Below are 20,686 nucleotides of genomic sequence, written 5' to 3'. Positions count from 1 at the left end.
AAAAAAGTGTCTAGTATTTCAATAGAAAAGAGGGAGCATTATGCCGGTATTCAACAAACTAATTCGAGACCGTATTTTAGAAATCATTGAAGGGGATGGACTTTCATTTAATGCTTGGACTCTAGTTGTAGAATAAATCTCACTCATGTATGATTGCGCCTATTATTATTATGCTGATTTCTTTTGTTTTTGGTCTAAAAGATGACTATAAAAAGTTAGCAGACTTGCACAGACTGCAACGATCCCACCGACCCATGTTACATTCATTAAATTCCCTTGATGATATACAATTCCGCCTAATGCAGAACCAAAAGCGATGCCTACGTTGCTTGCCACTGGCATAAGTGAAGCAGCGAGTCCTGTAGCTTTTGGCTGATAAATTCCGGCGAGGTCTATTAAATAAAGCTGAGTAGATGTTGTTAAGAGGATGGCCATTAACGACATTAAGTAGATATTTACCAGTCCTAAAATAAAATGATTTGTAGTCCAAAATAAACTTGTCAGAACAACTGCCTGCACAAGAAAAACAAAGCGAAGGCGACCGATTGCATTGTGACTGGCAATTTTACCTGCGAGGATGTTGCTGAAAATCGAAATAAACCCGTAACCAAATAAGATTAAACTAATAGAATTATTTGGTGCTCCCATTCCCTTCAAGATAGGAACAAGGTACGTAAAGACGGCATAAGTTGCGCCAAATCCGAGAGCAGGAATGAAAAAAGCTATCAAAATTCGTGGCTGTGTCATTAAAGAAAACTGATCCCGTATCGAACTGCGTACTTGGCTGAGTTTATTCGGTAAGAAAAAAAATGATGCCAAAAACGCCAACCCTCCAAGGAAAGTGGTTAACATGAAAGAGGCATTCCAGCCGTACCATTCGGCGATTACAATACCAATTGGCACTCCAACGACATTTGCAAGTGTGAAACCACCGAAAACGAATGATATAGCAAGTCCGCGTTTTTTTATCGGCATGGTTTCACTTGCAACAATCATGGCTAGAGAGATTAATACTCCTGTTACAATCGCTGTCAAAATCCGAAGTGCAAGGAGCATAATGTAGTTCGTCGAAATTACGCACAAAGCATTCAGGACGATGAAAGATCCTATCAAAAACAACATCCATTTACGCTTTGGAAAATGACTTGTTGCTGACATCACTAGTGGTGTGGCGATGGCAAACGTAATTGCAAACGCAGAAACCAGTGTGCCTGCTTTTGCATTTGTCATATGAAGGCTTGAAGAAATATCTGTTAAGATTCCAACAATAACAAATTCACTTGTCCCGAGAACAAATGTTAATAAAGAAAGTGTTAAGATGAGCAACCAATGTCGCTTCGATAAATTTGCGGTTTTCATAAATATCTCTTTTCTTAGAAAATGTAAATGTGTCACATAGTAGATACACAACCTAAACATCATACCATAAAATATTTTTGCGAGAAAAACCCTTTCTTAATCAAATAGCAGGCGTGTTGATTAGGAAAATATAGGTTTATTATTGAGCGATAAAAGGATTTTTTTGTTGATATTTTACTTATGTGTGCCCATTTTTGCGGATTGTAGCGGAGGGCTACTAGAGTGCTCCTGTTGCTTCGCTTTCGTCGCAGAGCAAAGCTTCCCACGGGAAAAGCGAGACAGACAAGACCCTGCAAGGAGCGGATGTTTTCTGTGCGAAAGCAAAGCGGCAGCAACAACAACAAAGCGGAGGAAGCGGCCCGACGCTCGCCCGCAGCGGAAATCAGCGTCTTCGAATTAATTAAAATGGTTAATTAACACGTCTGATCAAATAGATGTTAATCGACAGGGCTGCAGAGTTAGAATAAGATTACTTAAGAAGGCATACTTCTGTTGATAATGTTATTGATAGCAGTAGGTATTAAAAAAAATATGTATGTAAAAACCTCGTTTAGTTACTTTACGGTGAACCGTACCGTAAGTAAGTGAGGTTTAAATCCAATCATTAAATAGCAATGATTGGATTTTTTTGGTAATTTCATTTCTTTTGAAGTGAAATTTAGAATGGGTTGTGGCTTTTTATGTTTATTTAAAGTCTATAAATATCTTATTTTGACGTTGTCCCTATGTTCTAGGGCATTTTTATACTTCACAGAAGTGAGCTTCAGGAAGCCCACTTCTTCAGAGGTGGGAGGAATGAAGTGCTTTTTCTTTATAGAACATATGTTTATATTGTATATTGTAAATAATCAAAAAAGAAAGGAGTGACGGGTAATGACGAAATGGAAGAAAGATTGTTTTATTATAGAACTCAAGTTACTTATAGATACATGGCAAAAGGATCTCCTATTAAAACGTTTTGAAATTGCCCGTACACTCTATAATACAACTTTGTCTTATGCAGTAAAACAATATACTTTCATGCAAGAATCAAAACACTATCGAAAACAATTACGTGGCTACCAAAAAGCGAAAAAAACGAATGATTCAAAAGAATTGAAGCAGATCGCAAAAGAATTAACTAACATTCGTCAATCTTTTGGATTAAGTGAATATCAACTGCATGCGTATATTAAAAAGCATCAACATAACTATAAAAAACATATAGATAGCAATACTTCTCAGAAAATCGCCTCTACTGTCTGGAGAGCGGTTCAAGATGTTCTATTTAAAGGGAGCAAAGCACACTTTAAACGATACGGAATGTTTCATTCTGTAGAAGGGAAATCTAATAAAGCAGGCATTCGATTTAAAGAGAATATTGTCTATTGGAATGGATTAATCCTTCCTGTTCGTATTCGCAAACAAGATTTGTTTGTAAAAGAATCCCTTGCCCTACATACCATTAAATACTGTCGTCTAGTCAAAAAAGTGATTCGTGGAAAACATACTTTTTACGTACAACTTGTGATGGATGGGATTCCTCCTGCCAAGAGAATACCATCAACAGGAGCCTTTCGGCATTCCTATCAAAAAAAACAACGAGTAGGTATTGACATTGGTCCTTCTACTATTGCGATTGTTTCAGAAGAAACAGTTTTCATCCAACAACTTGCTCCAGAAGTACCTTTATTGGAGAAACAAAAAAGACGTTTATTACGCAAGTTGGATAGAAGTCGTAGAAGTACCAATCCTAACAATTTCAAAAAGGATGGGACTATAAAACATGGCGTCAAACTCCGTTGGACATATAGTAAAAAAACTATCAAAAAAACAAAAAGAACAAGTAAAAAGAATTATATAGAAAGAAAAGCTTCCTACATCAAAGAAAAACATGGTGCGTTAGCAAATAAAATTTTGTCTCTTGGCGATGAGGTGTACATCGAAACCATGCATTTTAAAGGATTGGCAAAACGTACAAAAGAAACCAAAACAACTATACAGGGCAAATTCCAATCCAAAAAGCGTTTTGGAAAAAGCATTGGGAATCATGCCCCAGCCATGCTAGTGGAAATCATCCATCAAAAATTAGGTTACACAAAGCAAACGATACAGAAAGTAAATACGATAACCTTTAGAGCCAGTCAGTATAACCATGTGACGGATCGTTATGAAAAGAAAAAACTCCATCAACGTTGGAGTCAAATTGGAAGTCATCTCGTACAACGAGATTTATATAGTGCGTTTTTACTGATGAATAGTGATCCAAATTTACAACAAACTAATCAAGACTTATGCAATAAAACGTTTACTACCTTTTTAGCGTTACACAATCAACATATAGAAGACTTGAAACAAGTAAAGAAAACATTCCCTCTTAGCATGGGTATCCAACAAATCAAGTGAGGGGTATTCCTCCGTAGGTAGAGCTACCTGCCTTCGTTAAAACTTATTGCCAACACAACATCGGTTGTGTAAATAAGAAAGTCTTATGGAACAGAGGATAAATCAAAGATGTTGTACACAGGACATGGCAACACCATCTGTGGAGAGCTTTGTAACGCTTCTCTTAAGTATATAAGAACCCCACTGCTTTAGCTGTGGGAGTAGTCAGGAAACAGATTTCTTCTAATGTGCAAAATTTATCATAAAGACAGAATAGGACCGAATATTTTACCTAGAAGCATATTTTTTATAATTCTATTTTCTAGTCGCCACGTTTCTCTAAATTTTTAGCAGTTTTACTTTGGTCAACATCCTTTTGGTTTTTAAAGGTACCCATGAGAAAATCATAGGCTGGGTTCGTAACGCCATACCAGTAATTTTCATTTTTGAAATGATGCCATAAATGAACCTTTTTCATCCAACGCCCCCATGGAGATATTGGCCGAAGGGGGCGATGGGCGATATAATGCGTCCACTCATAAAATAATAAAAAGAGCATGATCCCTGCAATAAATGCGTTTGTCATTATAAAGCTAGATGAAAGAATATAAAAAATGGCTGCTACAATTGCAATGTTTGGCACACTATACCATAAGGGTAAAAATAATAAATGTAATTCATTCGGATTTGAATGGTGGTCATAATGTAAGCGTTTAAGCATTTTTAACAAGAATGCATTCTTTGGTGGTTTCAGATGAAAAAGAAACCGGTGTGTAACATACTCAGCTAAGGAATACATAATCATTCCCAGAATAAAAGCACCCAAAATTCCGATGGAGGTTAAATGTAGAATCATAAATCCAAAGCTAATGAGGAATAGACAGGTCATGATTAATATATCAGGATATGAAAAATATTCTTTAAAATATTTCAATCTCATTTATCACGCCTCCTGTATTCTTTATTTTTCTCTATCTTTCCAGAGAGCCAAGCTTTTCTCCATTGTTGTCTTAGACAACCTCTCCGCTTCCATTGCATCTCCCTTTAATGCAGCTTTTAATAAGTCGTGGTAATAGTTGAAGGACAACTCACGATGATCTTTTACAGAAAAATATCTTTTCGCCATATCTATATAAATGGAATCGAAGCTATTTAAAATGAGTAGAAAGATTGGATTGACAGCAAGGCCTGCACACCTTTTTTGCAAATCCCAATCAAATGCTGCATAGCTTTCTGCACTATCTTCAAGCTGCTCTAAATTGGCAAGGAGAGCAACCACTTTAGGTTGATTAAAAGTAACAGCATCACGAATATAAGTCGGAGTCAAAGAACTTCTTAATTCTAATAAGTACATGATAAATTCATCTGTTATGATAGGATGATTCTCAACAATATTAACAAGTGTCGTTAGATTCCCATTGCGCCAATAATCATTAACAATCGCAGGCATTCCTTTTCTTCCTGTTATCCATCCACCCCTTCCTAAACGTTGAAGAGCCTCCCGAATAGTTGGACGACCAACACTAAATTCTTTTGCAAGCTCTCTTTCCGGCGGTAAAGTACTTCCTACAGAATAAACATCAGCCAATATGGATCTAATTAATTCATTCTCAATTTTATCTGAGGAGCGTTCCTTTTCTTTCAAATCCTCGTCCCCTTTGTTTTTATGGTCATACAAATTAAAGACAGTGGTAATACCAAAAATTATATATTAAGACTGAATTTTCTGTCAATAAAAAGAGCGGATTTTTATAAATAGAATTTTCAAACAAGACCGTGAAATACCTAGTAGGATGCAATATAAATTTAATTTATTTGAATCAAACAAGTACAACGTATGATACAGGAACTAACCAATGGAACATTAATTAATAAAAAGAGGGAAAAAGCATTAAATAAGCCTGCGCTAAGACAAATGAATTTCCCTCTCCATAGCTTTGATGGCCATAGTGGTTCTAAAGATAAATATAAAACATTAAAAGCTTTACATTAACGTTGCGTAAAGGATTAAGCTATTAGATAAGGAGGAGATAATATGGAAAAAGTAAGAATCAACTTAATCAATAGCTTAGATTTCTATAATAAGTGTTTATTAGGAAATGTTAATGAGAATTCACTTCGATATGGATTGATGCAACCAATGAAAACAATGTGGGATTATTTAAATGTACCGTTAAAAACAACGCAACCCAATGGATACGATGTTGTTATGGCATCAGAGATGTTAGGGATTTGGACTCCAAGAAAATCTACTCAACAAGTTAAAGATAATTTGCCAAAACTTATAGAATCTAAAATTTTTGATGAATATCAAGAAGTGATTTTAAAAGGAATTCATGAATTTGAAAAGATAGATTATTCTATTCCCCTAAAAAAAATCGACGTAAATATTCTTTTAGGGGATGAAGAAAGTCAAGAAATGAAAGTAAATAAAGGATATTCGGGTTTTGGTGGAATACCAGGATATATCATGCTAATGGTTATTCCTAATGACTTTAATAAGAAACGATTAAAATCTGCTTTAGCTCAGGAGTTTAATCATAATGTTCGTTTTACATTTGAACCATTTAATTATGGTGACGTGACTGTAGAAGAATATTTAGTATTGGAAGGTTTAGCCGAATGTTTTGCTGAAGAAATGTATGGGAAAGAATTGATAGGACCTTGGATCGCAGATTTTGATAAAGAAGAAATGGCGTACTCAATCGAAGTGATAAAAGAGGGACGAAAGACTAAAGGTTTTGGAGAAGTATCAGCTTATATGTTTGGTGATGGCATTGCTAAGAAACGAGGGTTCAATCCAGTTGGTTTATCAGAGAATGCAGGCTATACTATTGGTTACCACTTGATTAAACAATACTTAGCCAACAGTAGCAAGAGTATTGCCGAAGCGACACTGACTCCTACTGAAGAAATAATTAGAGTCTCTAAATTTTTCGATTAACCTAATTTACAATTGATATGGTGAATTGGATCTACGTCAAGAGTCTGGACATATTCAAGTTAATTTTTTTGTGTTGCACAACGTCCATTTTTGGAGTGTTCCACATCCCGAGTAGCCCGTCAAAGTGAAAAGAGCCTTTGAACGCCTGCTCGGGATGTAGAGCGGAAAATGCATGGAAGTTGCGCCCGAATGTGGTGGGGTAGATTTCTTTGTACCCCTTTTTCACGCTGCTGCTCGGCACATTTTCTCGTACGCATCGGGTGTGACATAACCAATGCTACCTTGATTGACCGGTGTAACCGAGCGATAAATCTCGACTACTGTTTGTTTAAATTCTTTATTGTACTTTTTTTGACTCATGGTCGGACACGTCCTCTCGTAATCTCAATTCTATTGAATTAATCGAGATATGTCCATTCATCTATAATACATCCAAAGCTAGGGTGTAATCAAACATCATGTACAATTACTTGTTTTTAATCTTACACAGTATCCTGAGCGTTTTTTATGTAAATAGGTTACAGTAAACCACTAAGAAGATAGAGAGCTGTTGCCCAAATAAAAATCGCTGAGCATTTATTAAAAATATTCATTAGCTTCCCAGAGCTATCGAGTTTTTTCAATGAAGCTCCAGCAATTGTGAGACCGATAAACCACAACCAAGAAATCAAAACGCATGCAGCAGTAAACAAGATTTGCTCCGTGCCACTATATTTTAAAGCACTCGTCCCAATAACGCCTATAGTGTCCAAAATGGCATGTGGATTTAAGAGAGATACAGAGAGCGCGAATAATATTTGTTTTTTGATAGGAAGTGCTTCGTTATTATCGGCAGTTGCCGGATTTGAACGCCAAATTGTATAGCCCATATAAAGTAAGAAAAGTATACCTACACTCATTAAAGCGATACGTAACCACTCAAATTGCAAGACGATAAGAGATAAACCGAATACCGCAAGCAGTATCAGGAGCGTATCACAAATCGCGGCTGTTATGGTGGCAGGTAAGGCCCGAACTAAATGTGGTTGTGTTGCACCTTGAGAAAAAACAAAGACATTTTGTACACCTAAGGGCAAAATAAGTCCAAATGCTAAAATCATCCCATGAAGAAATGCTTCCAAGGAAAATTCCTCCTTTCACTTAATATTCTAATTATGTTATAACTAAAAGAAAACGACCAATTGGATGGTTTTTTACCCACCCAATTTGAAATGTGTGAGGTGATACGAATGAACTGGAAGCCAATTAGACAGAGCGAAATGACATTACAGCAACAAATTGTAACATGGATTACTGAGCATATAGAGCGAGGAGATTGGGTAGCAGGAACAAAGCTGCCAACACAACGCCAGCTTGCTATGCAGTTCGGGGTAAATCGCAGTACGGTTCAGCAGGCATTAGAGGAGTTAAAGGCAACAGGAATATTGGAAGCAAAGGTAGGATCAGGCATTTATGTAGCTCACAATTCCTGGCATTCATTAATTACACAAACCCAGCCAAATTGGCAAACCTATATTGACACAAGTCTTCATAAGCCGAATTATCATACCATTCAATTAATTAATGAATACGAGCAGCGCGATGATGTCATACGATTAGGAACTGGAGAGCTAGCACCAAGTTTATTGCCAACTGCTGAGATTGAAGCGTCATTGAAGGAACTTTCTTTACAGCCGAAAGCTTTAGGTTATTCATCACCGCAGGGTAGTGACAGACTCAGAGAAGCGATTTGTGAATATGTGAAAAAAAGAGGGATTCATGCAAATCCCCAAAATGTTTGTATTGTGTCTGGTGCACTACAGGCATTGCAGCTCATTGCTGTTGGACTGCTTGAACAGGGTTCTATCGTATTCCAAGAACAAACGTCTTATTTAAATTCAGTTCATCCTTTTCAGTCTGTCGGTATGCAAATGATGGCTATCCATCGTGATGCACAGCTCGCACAAACATTAGCTGAAAAGAAAAGAAAAAGACAGGCTGTGTTTTATGCTGTTCCTACATTAAACAATCCGACCGGAGTGGTGTGGACGGCGCTTGAAAAAAAGCAGCTTTATGAAGCGTGTAAACAATCTCGAATTCCTATTATTGAGGATGACGTCTATCACGAATTGCTCTTTGAAGCGGCAACTCCTCCCATAAAATCAATGGATGATAGCGGGCAAGTCCTATATATTGGGAGTGTTTCGAAAACATTAAGCCCTGGACTTCGAATTGGATGGTTAATTGGTCCAACAACCGTTATTGAGCGGTTAGCGGATATAAAAATGCAAACAGATTACGGTTCAAGCGCAATCTCACAGGAAATTGTGCTGCACTGGCTACAATCTGGAAAGTATGAAAAGCATATCGTCAGCTTACGTCAAAAATTACAGCAAAGGGCAGATTATGTAGAGACTATATTACAAGAAAAATTCTGTGATATTGCTGACTGGTATAAGCCAAAAGGTGGCTTCTATATTTGGCTAAAGTTTCATGAACCAATCGTTGATAAAGAGTTATTTATCAAACTATTGCAACGACAAGTCCTCATTAACCCCGGTTATATCTATAATCCACAAGATACCCAGCATATTCGATTATCGTATGCCTATGCAACATACGAAGAGTTGGAAACAGGATTAAAAAACTTATTTGAAATTGTCAAAAAAGATACTTGAAAGCAATTTTATATTACGTGTTTAGGTAGATTATAAAAAAATCCCCATTGTGTAATCATTAAACTGTACCCTATAAGATAGACACTTTGAAAAAAGTCTATCCTATAGTATACTGTACCCTCTCGAGTAGACACTTTAAAAAAGTCTCTCGAGAGGGTACAGTTTAATATTTGATGCGGTTTTACTAAATGCTGATCAATATGTCATGACCCCGGGCAAGGCTTTGTTCATAAAAATGGATTAACTGATCGAGTCCCGCTATAAGTTCTGCGAAAAGTGCCACTCTTCCTGTTGCGCTAACCTTTATTTAGAGGAATAGATTCTTGTATGCAACTTTTAGATTTACAAATGCCAACAAAAGAATTTTTATAAAGAAAGAGCATCCTTGTGCAATTAAGGACGCTCTCCGAAAGATAAAGTGCAGCAACATTAAGAAAAGCGTTGCAATAAAGTAACACTAAGTTCAATCAATTCTAGATAACTTTGCAACATTTAAAACAAAGGCTATCAATCCACTAATAAAGAAAATATATGCAACCAGTATTGACATAGCTTCTAAGTTGTTAGTAAAGATTCTATCTGCTCCTACAGAACCTAACGCCAAACCACTCCTTTATGGTTAACGCAATCAAAGAAATACGTGCCGAAATGGTTGTTGGGATAAAAATGGCTCAATACGGTATCGAGGCTATATTACTGATGGCAGTAGGCGGTGTAGGTGACTTACATGACTCTCCAAGGTATTACTATAAGATGCTTGAGCAATTTACTACATTTTTAATTATAAAGCTTGCCCTTTCTTCGACTTTCATTTTGGGTACCTCAATAAGTTCATAACCAAGATGTTTATAAGTTTCAAACATGATTTTATAAGTTGCTACAGCATCTTCAAAATCCTGTTTTCTTTCAGAATCGGTTTTGTATATTTCTTTCCAAGGGGGTAAAATAAACACTTTCTTATTATACTTGTACTTTTTAATTGCAGATTCAAGGTTCTCTGAAATCGGAATGTTAATTAAGCGTGTATAGGCAAGAGTATCTGGGATGCCTCTATCAAAAAATAGGGGGTGTTTTTGAGGGTTCATCAATGCTGAAATATAACTTTCTATGGATTTATCTAACATTAGATCTCGATATTTTTTTACATTTTTCCAAGGCAGAGCATCACCTTCGGAAGAAATCTGTGTTTGAATGATATCCCTTGCGACTTCAGGAACGTAGTTATAGTCATTTTTTTGTATTTCATTCAACAAAGTCGTTTTACCAGAACCGGGGCCTCCAGTAATAATAATAAAATCATCTCTGAATAAATTACTATCTTTCATTATTCGATATTCTCCTTACAATTTATGACCTTTTCTTATTAAAATTCTTGTCCACAAGGGTGCTTCTAAACCTAGATTGAGTAGACTCAACCGATCTTCATTAAAGAAGACACGACTATAATCAAGATATACATCTTTTTAAAACCACCTAATATATGTTAAAGAAATTATAACATATTAGTAGATTTGGAGAAGTAAAAGCCTCAGCATCATTACTTATGAAAAGAATGAGGCATATGGATTAAAAATAATTGAATTAAAAGAAACCAACGAACGAATTGGACATGCAGGACTTGTCCCTCAAAGAATTATTGAGGAAGAACAAATCGAAATAGACTATTGGATTGCACCAAATTTTTTGGGTATGGGTTATGCAACAGAAGTGGCGAAAGCTTTGAGAGAATATGGCGAAAAAGAATTATCTTTAAATAAGATGATATCCCTTATTCCAATTGGTAATACAGCATCTCAAAAAGTAGCGATTAATATAGGCATGAAAAAAGAGAGAGATTGAATTAAAGGGGAAACAAGTCATTATTTTTTCAACACTGAGTGGTTCTATTTCGTGAACAGAACAGTCCATCCTTACAAGAAAAGAATAATTCAAGTAATGAATCCATACATTTTTAAATAACGATTTCTTTATGAAGAGGTGAATCATTGGAGAACATGCCAGAGGGCTATTCTTATGTTCCGCAGCCTATTCGGAAAGATGGTGCGGGAGGGGTGGATAAGGGGCCAAGAGATATTATGAGGGATCTGGAAAATCCTGATATGCTTGTCCCACCAATAACAGATGCTGGGCTTGTACCAAATTTAAAATTCTCTTTTTCTGATACGTATATGACCTTAAATCAAGGCGGTTGGTCTCGAGAAATTACTATTCGTGAATTGCCAATTGCTACTACATTGGCAGGTGTCAATATGAGTTTGACACAAGGTGGAGTACGTGAGCTTCATTGGCATCAACAAGCAGAATGGTCGTATATGCTTCTTGGTCATGCACGTATTACAGCGGTTGATCAAAATGGGCATAATTTTATTGCCGATGTAGGACCGGGAGACTTATGGTATTTTCCACCAGGAATTCCACATTCCATACAGGGTCTTGAAGATGGCTGTGAATTTCTACTGGTGTTTGATGATGGGCATTTCTCAGATCTTAATACATTTTCTATATCTGATTGGTTTGCTCATACTCCTAAAGATGTGCTGTCCTCCAATTTTGGTGTTCCTATTAGCGCTTTTAAACATATTCCGAAAGAACAGGTCTATATTTATCAAGATAAGGTTCCAGGACCTATAGACACACAAAAAATACAATCCCCATATGGTACAGCTCCCGAAACGTTCAAACATCGTCTGCTTGCACAAACTCCTATTAAAACTCCTGGTGGCAGTGTCAGAATTGTGGATTCGACAAACTTTCCTATTTCTAAAAATATCGCAGCAGCACTTGTCGAGATTAAACCTGGTGCAATGAGAGAGCTGCATTGGCACCCGAATAATGACGAATGGCAATATTACCTTCAAGGCAAAGGGCGTATGACAGTGTTTGCAGCTAATGGTGTGGCGAGAACATTTGATTATCGTGCAGGCGATGTAGGGTACGTGCCATTTGCAAATGGTCACTACATTGAGAATACTGGTACTGAGACGTTATGGTTCCTTGAAATGTTTAAAAGTGATAGATTTCAGGATGTCTCGTTAAATCAATGGATGGCTCTAACTCCATCTGAACTAGTAAAGAGCAATTTAAATGTTGGTCCTGAACTTCTTAATGTTTTAAGAAAGGAAAAGTGGCCGGTTGTAAAATATCCTGGATTTTCTTATTATCCAAGGTGAGCATATAAAAGCAGGTGAAGAAAGATACATTGTCTTTCTTCACCTGCTTGTTTTTTAAAATTGATATTTATTTCTAGTAGCAAGCAATATACCGATTGCTGGAACTGTACAAATAAGCATTGCTGCAAATGATAGTCCAGGTGAAATCTCGTATAAGTAGCCGCCTAAAAATGTAAGGATAGCTGTACTTAATCCCATTCCTAATGCCGAGTAAAGGCCTTGTGCATTCGGAATTTGCTCCTTCGGTAATGTTTTTGTTAAATAGCTGATAAAAGCGAAATGCGCTAGAGCAAATGATAATGCATGCAATGTTTGAGAAGCGACGAATACCCAGATATTAGGGAATAGGTAAATCAGTAGCCAACGTAATGAAGAACCACTTGCAGCTAAAAGTAATAAAGAAGATGAGCGCCAATTTTTAAATAGTGTATCAGCTTTCATAAAATATAAGATTTCGCAAATAACGGCGATGTTAATAATCATCCCCATATAGAACGGATCGACATGTAAATCACCTAAATATATATAGCCGTAGCTGTAATAAGAAGCATGTGCGCCTTGCAAGAGGATAACGATTAATAAAACAATAGGGAAGCCTTTGATTTTCCACAATGTTTTCATCGACAATGATTTTGCACGTTGTTCTTTTGTCGGCACAACGAGTAACTCTTTTGGTGTAGCCAATTGTTGCATCAACAGCATAACGATAAGACCGATCACCATACTCCAAAGGATAATGTCATTGCCAAATATGCCTGTCAGCATACTTATTATTAATACTGCAATGACAAAGCCAACGGAACCATAGGAGCGGCTTTTACCATAGTGTACAAGTCCATGCTGTACTAGCGTTGTTGCACTACTTTCAACGGCAGGTAACAGCGCTGGATAAAAAATGCTAAATAAAAGGGTAACAATAAGAAGCGAGATAAAGCCCGTGCTTGGTATATAAAGTAAAGTTGTAATTAGGGCACCTGTTGCTAAGATACTAATGAGTCGTTTATTATGCACATATTTTGCAAGCGTCGGGAAGAAAAATAGATTTGATGTTGCCCGTGCTAAAAGACCACAGCCCATTACTACACTTGCCTGTGATACAGTAAGATGTTTAGCATCCACAAGCCAACCTGTCCAATAAGGTAAGAAAATACCCCATGTAATGAAAAATGTAAAGAAATTTTGAGAAAGCCATCGTTGATTGTTCATAAATTTTACATACCTCCAAGTTAACTATGTTGAATAATAGCATGTTCATCGGTACAATAATGTGAGATATCTCACATTTTTTCGGAGGAGAGAGTAAAATAATGCATATACTGACAGCTGAGGAACGTTCATACTATCTTGATAAATATCCAATAGATGATTTTTTTCTTTTTGAAATTGATCCATTTCTAGAAATATGTAAGTTTGACAAAGGTGAATGGATTTTTCAAGAAGGGTCATTTCCAGATACGTTATACTACATGATCGAAGGAAAGGCGAAGCTATACATGACACATAAAAATGGCAAGGTCTCGCTTATCGATTACTTGGAAGCACCACTTTTTATGGGGGAAATTGAGTTGCTTAATGAGGCAAGATATACGAAGGGGATTCAGACAGTAACCGAGACAATTTGTTTTTCGATTACACAGTCCTGCAAAGAAAAGTTACTCAAGGATGTACTATTTTTACGTAAACTTTGTGTGTTTTTAGGGGAAAAGGCGTTCAAAATGACGTCAAAATATACACAAAATCAAGCATTTCCACTTGAAAATCGACTTGCTGCATTTATTCAATTTTCGTCAGATCAAGGAGTCTATAAAGAAAAGCATACGGAAATCTGTGAATATTTGGGGGTTTCTTATCGGCATTTATTATATGTACTTGCACAATTTTGCGAAGAAAAAATTTTAGAGAAGAAAAAGAATGGCTATCACATTATGAATGAAAAGCGTCTTTCCGAACTGGCACAGGAAATACTGTAAGGAGTGCTAATACTTATTGTATTCACTTTTTTTAACTAACCAGCGTGCTATCTCCTTTCCGCTATGGTAAAAGTTAGCCTCATTGACTCTTTGATTTTGTATGGAGATATTTAGGGTTTCTTCTATAACGCCAAAAGGTATAACCCTTAAACATTGGTGTGTGTTGGGTGGAATCTTTTTGTGCTTTACCTCAGTTTCGATATAAGCTTTAGTAGATTTTTGTGCATTTTGGAATGGACGAGTAAGTAATTCTCCTTGTTCCATTGTTGTGCTTGGTGAATAACAATTACCTTTCATTCAACATGCCCCCTTTGTCGTTAGTTTTATTGTACAAGACATGCGGTGAGAAAAGTCTTCATTTACAAGGCTTTTACGAAAACTTAAAGGTTAGTGATTGAATTAGTAATATGTAACCGTATTCATGCCATTAACGAATAGAAATCATAGAAAACTTGTATAATTTCTGGAGAAAAACACGTACTCAAACTATTGTGAATTTTCCTAACACAACGTATTATTGTAAGTAGATTTAACGTGAAGGACTTCACATAGTCACGTAATCGTGAGGAGGAATTTTTAATGAGTGCAATTCGAGTAGGTATTGTAGGTTATGGAAATTTAGGGCGCGGAGTGGAATATGCAATTTCACAAAATCCAGATATGGAATTAGTAGCGGTATTCACACGTCGCGATCCTTCAACTGTAAACATTGCAAGTAATGCAGGCGTATATTTAGTGGATGATGCTGAAAAATTCCAAAATGACATTGATGTAATGATTTTATGTGGTGGCTCAGCAACAGATTTACCAGAGCAAGGACCACACTTTGCACAATGGTTTAATACAATTGATAGCTTTGATACACATGCGAAAATCCCTGAGTTTTTCGACGCTGTAGATGCAGTAGCACAAAAATCTGGTAAAGTATCAGTCATTTCAGTTGGCTGGGATCCAGGTTTATTCTCATTAAATCGTTTACTTGGGGAGTCAGTTCTACCAGTAGGTACAACTTATACATTCTGGGGAGACGGTTTAAGTCAAGGTCACTCAGATGCAGTACGTCGCATTGAAGGTGTAAAAAATGCGGTACAATACACATTACCAATTAAAGAGGCTGTAGACCGTGTGCGAAACGGTGAAAACCCTGAGCTGACAACACGTGAAAAACATGCGCGTGAATGTTGGGTTGTTCTTGAGGAAGGTGCAGATGCAGCAAAGGTTGAGCAAGAAATTGTAACAATGCCAAACTATTTTGACGAGTATGACACAACAGTAAACTTTATTTCTGAAGAAGAATTTAAAGCAAACCACACAGGAATGCCACACGGTGGATTTGTTATTCGCAGTGGCGAAAGCGGCGCTAACGATAAACAAATTCTTGAGTTCTCATTAAAACTTGAAAGTAATCCAAACTTCACATCTAGTGTTCTAGTTGCTTTTGCACGAGCAGCTCATCGCTTAAATCAAGCTGGAGACAAAGGTGCAAAAACAGTATTCGATATCCCATTCGGTCTGTTATCACCAAAATCAGCTGCTGAATTACGTAAAGAACTTTTATAATAGTAAACTACCCGATTATCATATAGTTGATAATCGGGATTTTTCTTTTTTAGCAAGGCAATATCCAAAGCACGCCAATATGTCTAGCATAGCCATGGCGTAAATAACATATTAAGCGATCATGACACACAGTTGACCCATGACAAATCGGACAATAAATAGTTTGCGGCTCAATCATGACAGAAAATACATTCGATTTTTCATCGAAGAGTACAAAGCGAAAACTACTCTCGTGGTTTGTCTCAGTAACAATTACAATAAGTGATTGAACTTAAAACTGAGCGACTCCTTAGGAATTAAGCAGTAGGGGAACAAAGGTGAAACCATCAAATCCTGTGAAAACGCCTTCGCGACCAATGTCTTTAGGCCCGTGAGGCTCATCGGACGCCTCCAAGAAAGCGCTCAGTCGGAACGGAAATCAACCCTACGTTGTGTTTATGACTAGTATTATTATATTTGTCATAGCCTCATTCTTACCTCAGCCACTAACAGCTCATATTGATTAAAAATATTAATTTATTGATAATGTCTTGAAACTATTTATAGAATCATGTTTAATAAATATGGCTTACATTATATACATAATATTCCTGTGAAGTGATGAGAAAGGAGAAATGATTTTTTGCGCACTTTTAAAATTAGTACAAAATTTAATTTGCTTTTAGTAGGAGTCATCATTTTTTTAAGCGTTATGATTGGATTTGTTTCCCATATACAAGTGAAACAAATTATGCGTAACAATTTTGAGCAGAGCATAACCCATATTTCAAAGGTCGGTTATATGCTGCTAGAGGAACGATTTAAGGGAGATTGGGCTATAAAAGATGGGGAGCTTTACAAAGGGGATACAAAAATAGTTGACCAGGAGGCCTTTGTTGATGAGGTAGGAGAAAGCATCGAAGGTGGTGTCACCATTTTCCAAGGCACAAAAGGACTTATCACCAATTTACAGCTAAATGGAGAACGCTTAGTTGGCAAAGATGCTGATCCAAAAGTCGTTGAAAATGTGATGGAGAAAGGGGAAACCTTCATAGGTGAAGCAGATGTTGTTGGAACAAAATATTTAACACTCTATGCGCCAATTAAAGATGCCAAAGGAGACATCATTGGCATGTGGTTTGTTGGTGAAACGATTGATGAGGTGAATGCTATTATTTTTGCATTTATCGGCAAACTTCTCGTTGTATTGTTCATCGGCGCTGTCATTGCTGTCTTAGGCAGTTTCCTATTCACAAGAGCATTTGTGAAACCGCTTCGTGCAATGAATGATCAACTACATGACATTGCGGATGGAGAGGGAGATTTAACAAAACAGCTACAAATCAATTCAAAGGATGAAGCAGGTGAGCTTGCGCAATCCTTTAATAAAATGCTGACAAGCTTAAAAGTATTAATGCAACAAATAGCACAGTCCTCTAAACAGGTTGATGTATCGTCTGATGGCTTAACATCTAAATCGCAGCAAACGGCGGATATGACGAGACAGCTAACATCAACCCTGCAAGATTTAGCGGATGGTTCAAGAACAACATTACATAGCACAAGTGATAGCTTAACTGCCATGCAGGAAATGGCGATTGGCATCCAGCAAGTTGCTGAAACCGCTTCAACTGTTTCAGATGCTGCTGATTTAATGAGTGATGAGGCTACTCAAGGAAATGACTCTTTGAATCGTGTGATGAAACAAATGACAATTATTAATGAATCATCAGACAATGTAGAGGCGCAGGTCCGTATATTAGGTGATCAGTCACAGCAAATTGGCAATATCGTTGATGTTATTACAAGTATCGCCGATCAAACGAATTTGCTTGCTTTAAATGCTGCCATTGAAGCGGCTCGTGCGGGTGAACAAGGAAAGGGCTTTGCTGTCGTTGCAGATGAAGTTCGTAAATTAGCAGAACAATCAAAGGAATCTGCTGATCAAATAGCATCACTTATTCATTCTATTCAAAATGATACAACCAATGTAATTACGGCTATTTCCAGTAACTCGAAGGAAACTGCAGCAGGTATGGATGTTGTAGATGACACAAAACAAGCCTTCCACAAGATCATGCAATCGATTAAAGGGGTTAGTACACAGTTACATGACATCTCTGCTGTGACAGAGCAAATGTCCGCAAGTGTTGAAGAAGTTACAGCCTCAACAGAAACAATGGCACGCATTGCAAGCAAGGCAACTGAAAGTACGGAGCATGTTACGTTAACAGCGAAGGAGCAATTAGCATTCATAGATAATATGGCTTCTTCAGCCAAAGAGATGGCACAACAGGCAGACGAGCTTCAAGGCTTACTAAAAAAATTCCAATATTAAGGATGTTGAAAAATGCTTTATATCCTAACAGTTTAAAGTAAAACAAGTACAGAAAAGAAAAGGGAATATTAACTATTGCTCATTAGAAGTAATGGGTTAATAGTCTATACTAAACGATAGAATATATTAAATGAATTGCCCCGTAAAAGTTAGACACCAATCTAACTTTTACGGGGCTTTTTTTAGATAAATGGTTTTATATGTTAAAATTGGATATATAAATAATGAAATAGGAGGAAGCTGAAAATTCTTGAAACAAGTGTTCTTATTGATAATGCCTTAATCGAAGAATATAAAAATGATTTTGACTTGTATGGGACATACCTAAAGAGGTGGTTTGAAAATGAAACTGAGACTTTTGTTTGGTATTTTTCTTTTAATTAGTTTGACAGCTTGTTCATCATCGAAACAAACCGATATTGCAGATGAGGTTATCTTCTATGGCGAGGGAGAACATTGGAATGTCAAGTATATTTACAATCCTGAATTGTATGTTGAAAAAAGAGTAAATTGGGTTGAAATGGAATTGAAAGATTTAAAACTATCGCAGGGGGATTTATTTAATATTGACATTGAGTTTGAAGGAAGAGATGGGTTAATTACAGGGAATGTTGGAGATATGAAAACAAAAATTAAAGGGAACGTTATTTCATTTTTGGTTGGTACTGTTAATGTTGAAACATATAAAGAGGATAAATATAAAATCAAAATAAAATTCAAAGATACACAAGATGTTATAAGATTGCAGTCATTGAACTAGCGGGTGGCTTTAGTGTATTAGCGAAATAAACATGTTGAAAATGATATGGTAACTCTAACAAACCTGATCCAAAGAGATGCGGTTTTAAGACATAAAGACGCCAATTATAAAATAATTGATGCCTATAATAATCTACATATGTGGATTGAAGCGAATAAAAATCAAAGACTTAAAAATAAATGGCATCTAAATATTTCATAGCTGGGAAGATAGAGAAAATTTAAATGTAGAGCTATTAGATACCATTGAATAAAGACTGTAAATGACAGTCTAATGTCAAACGAAATAAAGAGAGTATAAAATATTTTGTGTAAATGAATAAGACGACAAAAAAGAAAGACCTTTTCTTGGTAGAATTAAGTCACCACAACCAATCCTAGAAAAGAGGTCTTCCCTATGAATCAGTTTACAACAGAAATTGTCGAAGCTCTAGTAAAAAAACAAGATATTACCGAAGTTTTTCGTACCCATTTAGAAACAGCGGTCAATACGCTACTCGCGACAGAACTAACGGCTTTTTTAGATTACGAAAAATATGATCGAATTGGCTTCAACTCTGGCAATTCACGCAATGGTTCGTATTCACGCACGTTACATACCGAATATGGTGATTTAAACATCCAGATTCCACGTGATCGCAACGGTGAGTTCAAGCAACAGACCGTCGTACCCTATAAACGCTCAAATGACACACTAGAATCAACGGTCATTCATCTCTTCCAAAAAGGAATTACAATGTCAGAAATCGCTGGTTTAATTGAAAAGATGTATGGCCATCATTACACACCGCAGACGATTTCTAACATGACAAAAGTGGTCACAGAACAGGTAGAAGCTTTTAATAAACGTCCCTTAAACGCACGTTATGTCTGCGTTTACTTAGATGCGACATATATTCCAGTGCGTCGTGAAACAGTGTCAAAAGAAGCTGTTTATATCGCTGTTGGTATTCGTGAAGATGGCTCAAAAGAAGTTCTGGCCTACACGATTGCACCAACTGAATCTGCGTACAACTGGCAGGAACTTCTCACAGAACTCAAGGAACGTGGTGTCGAAGAAGTTCTTCTGTTTATTTCTGATGGCTTAAAAGGCATGGTGGATGCAATTTCTACGGTCTTTCCGAAAGCACAGTACCAAACTTGTCTAGTACACGTGGCACGCAATATTTCACATAAGGTTCGTGTAGAAGATCGTCAAGAAATCTGTGATGACTTTAAAACAATTTACAAGGCGGCAAATAAAGAAGCAGGACAACTTGCGCTAAATGATTTCTGTTCGAAATGGCGAAAAGCCTATCCTAAAGTCGTGAAATCTTTGCAGGACAATGCCTATCTCCTGACGTTTTATAGCTTTCCAAAAGCGATTTGGCGTAGTATTTATAGCACCAATCTGATTGAGTCATTTAATAAAAAAATCAAGAAATATACAAAACGCAAAGAGCAATTTCCAAATGAAGAATCACTAGAACGCTTCCTTGTTTCACAGTTCGAAGATTACAACCAAAACTTTGCGACACGTTGTCATATTGGTTTCAATCAGGCACGAGCAGAACTTGAAGCGATGTTTGAGTGACAAGAATAAGCAG

General features: G+C 36.7%; 17 protein-coding genes and 1 pseudogene. 11 read left to right on the top strand and 7 right to left on the bottom strand.

The genetic code is table 11. The features are described 5' to 3' along the window. Nucleotides 1-168: 168 nt before the first annotated feature. Nucleotides 169-1,359 carry an MFS transporter gene (locus tag FJQ98_RS13955; RefSeq protein WP_053592483.1) on the bottom strand — a complete coding sequence of 397 codons (1,191 nt, stop codon included), beginning with the start codon at nucleotides 1,357-1,359 and terminating at the stop codon, nucleotides 169-171. Nucleotides 1,360-2,232: 873 nt separating this feature from the next. Here FJQ98_RS13955 and FJQ98_RS13950 point away from each other — a divergent pair. Then, on the top strand, nucleotides 2,233-3,744 hold the full coding sequence (locus FJQ98_RS13950) for a hypothetical protein (protein ID WP_201406470.1): 1,512 nt from the start codon (nucleotides 2,233-2,235) through the stop codon (nucleotides 3,742-3,744). Between the two features lie 301 nt (nucleotides 3,745-4,045). On the opposite strand, the gene FJQ98_RS13945 is transcribed toward FJQ98_RS13950, so the two are convergent. Together FJQ98_RS13945 and FJQ98_RS13940 are read right to left on the bottom strand one after the other, a co-directional pair. After that, a complete protein-coding gene (locus tag FJQ98_RS13945; protein WP_053597363.1) occupies nucleotides 4,046-4,663 on the bottom strand; it encodes a sterol desaturase family protein in 618 nt (205 codons plus the stop codon). 21 nt (nucleotides 4,664-4,684) lie between these two features. After that, on the bottom strand, nucleotides 4,685-5,368 hold the full coding sequence (locus FJQ98_RS13940) for a GntR family transcriptional regulator (RefSeq protein ID WP_053597364.1): 684 nt from the start codon (nucleotides 5,366-5,368) through the stop codon (nucleotides 4,685-4,687). Between the two features lie 207 nt (nucleotides 5,369-5,575). On the opposite strand from FJQ98_RS13940, the pseudogene FJQ98_RS13935 reads away from it, so the two are divergent. Beyond that, nucleotides 5,576-5,689: pseudogene (locus tag FJQ98_RS13935) on the top strand (radical SAM protein); the annotation flags it as partial. A gap of 69 nt (nucleotides 5,690-5,758) precedes the next feature. Continuing rightward, entirely contained in the window at nucleotides 5,759-6,667 is a 909-nt protein-coding gene (locus FJQ98_RS13930; protein WP_053597365.1) for a DUF2268 domain-containing putative Zn-dependent protease, read from the top strand. A 518-nt stretch (nucleotides 6,668-7,185) separates the two neighbouring features. Here the strand turns inward: FJQ98_RS13930 and FJQ98_RS13925 are convergent. Continuing rightward, nucleotides 7,186-7,788 carry a LysE/ArgO family amino acid transporter gene (locus FJQ98_RS13925; protein ID WP_053597366.1) on the bottom strand — a complete coding sequence of 201 codons (603 nt, stop codon included), beginning with the start codon at nucleotides 7,786-7,788 and terminating at the stop codon, nucleotides 7,186-7,188. 108 nt (nucleotides 7,789-7,896) lie between these two features. On the opposite strand from FJQ98_RS13925, the gene FJQ98_RS13920 reads away from it, so the two are divergent. Further along, nucleotides 7,897-9,324: an aminotransferase-like domain-containing protein gene (locus tag FJQ98_RS13920; protein WP_053597367.1), complete on the top strand. Its 1,428-nt coding sequence runs from the start codon at nucleotides 7,897-7,899 to the stop codon at nucleotides 9,322-9,324. Nucleotides 9,325-10,070: 746 nt separating this feature from the next. Here FJQ98_RS13920 and FJQ98_RS13915 read toward each other — a convergent pair. Next, nucleotides 10,071-10,649, bottom strand: a complete 579-nt coding sequence (locus tag FJQ98_RS13915; RefSeq protein WP_053597368.1) for an AAA family ATPase — start codon at nucleotides 10,647-10,649, stop codon at nucleotides 10,071-10,073. A gap of 184 nt (nucleotides 10,650-10,833) precedes the next feature. On the opposite strand from FJQ98_RS13915, the gene FJQ98_RS13910 reads away from it, so the two are divergent. Continuing rightward, entirely contained in the window at nucleotides 10,834-11,163 is a 330-nt protein-coding gene (locus FJQ98_RS13910; protein WP_082340469.1) for a GNAT family N-acetyltransferase, read from the top strand. Between the two features lie 155 nt (nucleotides 11,164-11,318). Continuing rightward, nucleotides 11,319-12,494 carry an oxalate decarboxylase family bicupin gene (locus FJQ98_RS13905; RefSeq protein WP_053597375.1) on the top strand — a complete coding sequence of 392 codons (1,176 nt, stop codon included), beginning with the start codon at nucleotides 11,319-11,321 and terminating at the stop codon, nucleotides 12,492-12,494. A 54-nt stretch (nucleotides 12,495-12,548) separates the two neighbouring features. Here FJQ98_RS13905 and FJQ98_RS13900 read toward each other — a convergent pair whose 3' ends face one another. After that, on the bottom strand, nucleotides 12,549-13,700 hold the full coding sequence (locus FJQ98_RS13900; RefSeq protein WP_053597369.1) for an MFS transporter: 1,152 nt from the start codon (nucleotides 13,698-13,700) through the stop codon (nucleotides 12,549-12,551). 101 nt (nucleotides 13,701-13,801) lie between these two features. On the opposite strand from FJQ98_RS13900, the gene yeiL reads away from it, so the two are divergent. Beyond that, nucleotides 13,802-14,464 carry a transcriptional regulator YeiL gene (gene yeiL / locus FJQ98_RS13895; RefSeq protein ID WP_201406469.1) on the top strand — a complete coding sequence of 221 codons (663 nt, stop codon included), beginning with the start codon at nucleotides 13,802-13,804 and terminating at the stop codon, nucleotides 14,462-14,464. Between the two features lie 6 nt (nucleotides 14,465-14,470). Here yeiL and FJQ98_RS13890 read toward each other — a convergent pair whose 3' ends face one another. After that, on the bottom strand, nucleotides 14,471-14,761 hold the full coding sequence (locus tag FJQ98_RS13890; RefSeq protein ID WP_053597371.1) for a hypothetical protein: 291 nt from the start codon (nucleotides 14,759-14,761) through the stop codon (nucleotides 14,471-14,473). Nucleotides 14,762-15,043: 282 nt separating this feature from the next. Between FJQ98_RS13890 and FJQ98_RS13885 the strand changes: the two genes are divergently transcribed. From FJQ98_RS13885 to FJQ98_RS13870, 4 genes are all read left to right on the top strand, one after another. Further along, nucleotides 15,044-16,024, top strand: coding sequence for a diaminopimelate dehydrogenase (locus FJQ98_RS13885; protein WP_053597372.1), 981 nt, complete (start codon nucleotides 15,044-15,046; stop codon nucleotides 16,022-16,024). A gap of 622 nt (nucleotides 16,025-16,646) precedes the next feature. After that, nucleotides 16,647-18,341, top strand: a complete 1,695-nt coding sequence (locus FJQ98_RS13880) for a methyl-accepting chemotaxis protein (RefSeq protein WP_053597373.1) — start codon at nucleotides 16,647-16,649, stop codon at nucleotides 18,339-18,341. A 343-nt stretch (nucleotides 18,342-18,684) separates the two neighbouring features. After that, entirely contained in the window at nucleotides 18,685-19,101 is a 417-nt protein-coding gene (locus FJQ98_RS13875) for a hypothetical protein (RefSeq protein WP_053597374.1), read from the top strand. A gap of 396 nt (nucleotides 19,102-19,497) precedes the next feature. Continuing rightward, nucleotides 19,498-20,673: an IS256 family transposase gene (locus FJQ98_RS13870; protein ID WP_201406468.1), complete on the top strand. Its 1,176-nt coding sequence runs from the start codon at nucleotides 19,498-19,500 to the stop codon at nucleotides 20,671-20,673. Nucleotides 20,674-20,686 lie beyond the last annotated feature (13 nt).

The organism is Lysinibacillus agricola (genome assembly GCF_016638705.1).
Lineage (GTDB): Bacteria > Bacillota > Bacilli > Bacillales_A > Planococcaceae > Lysinibacillus > Lysinibacillus agricola.
The sequence above is the reverse complement of the archived record's forward strand: the minus strand, read 5'-3'. Positions and strand labels throughout refer to the sequence as shown.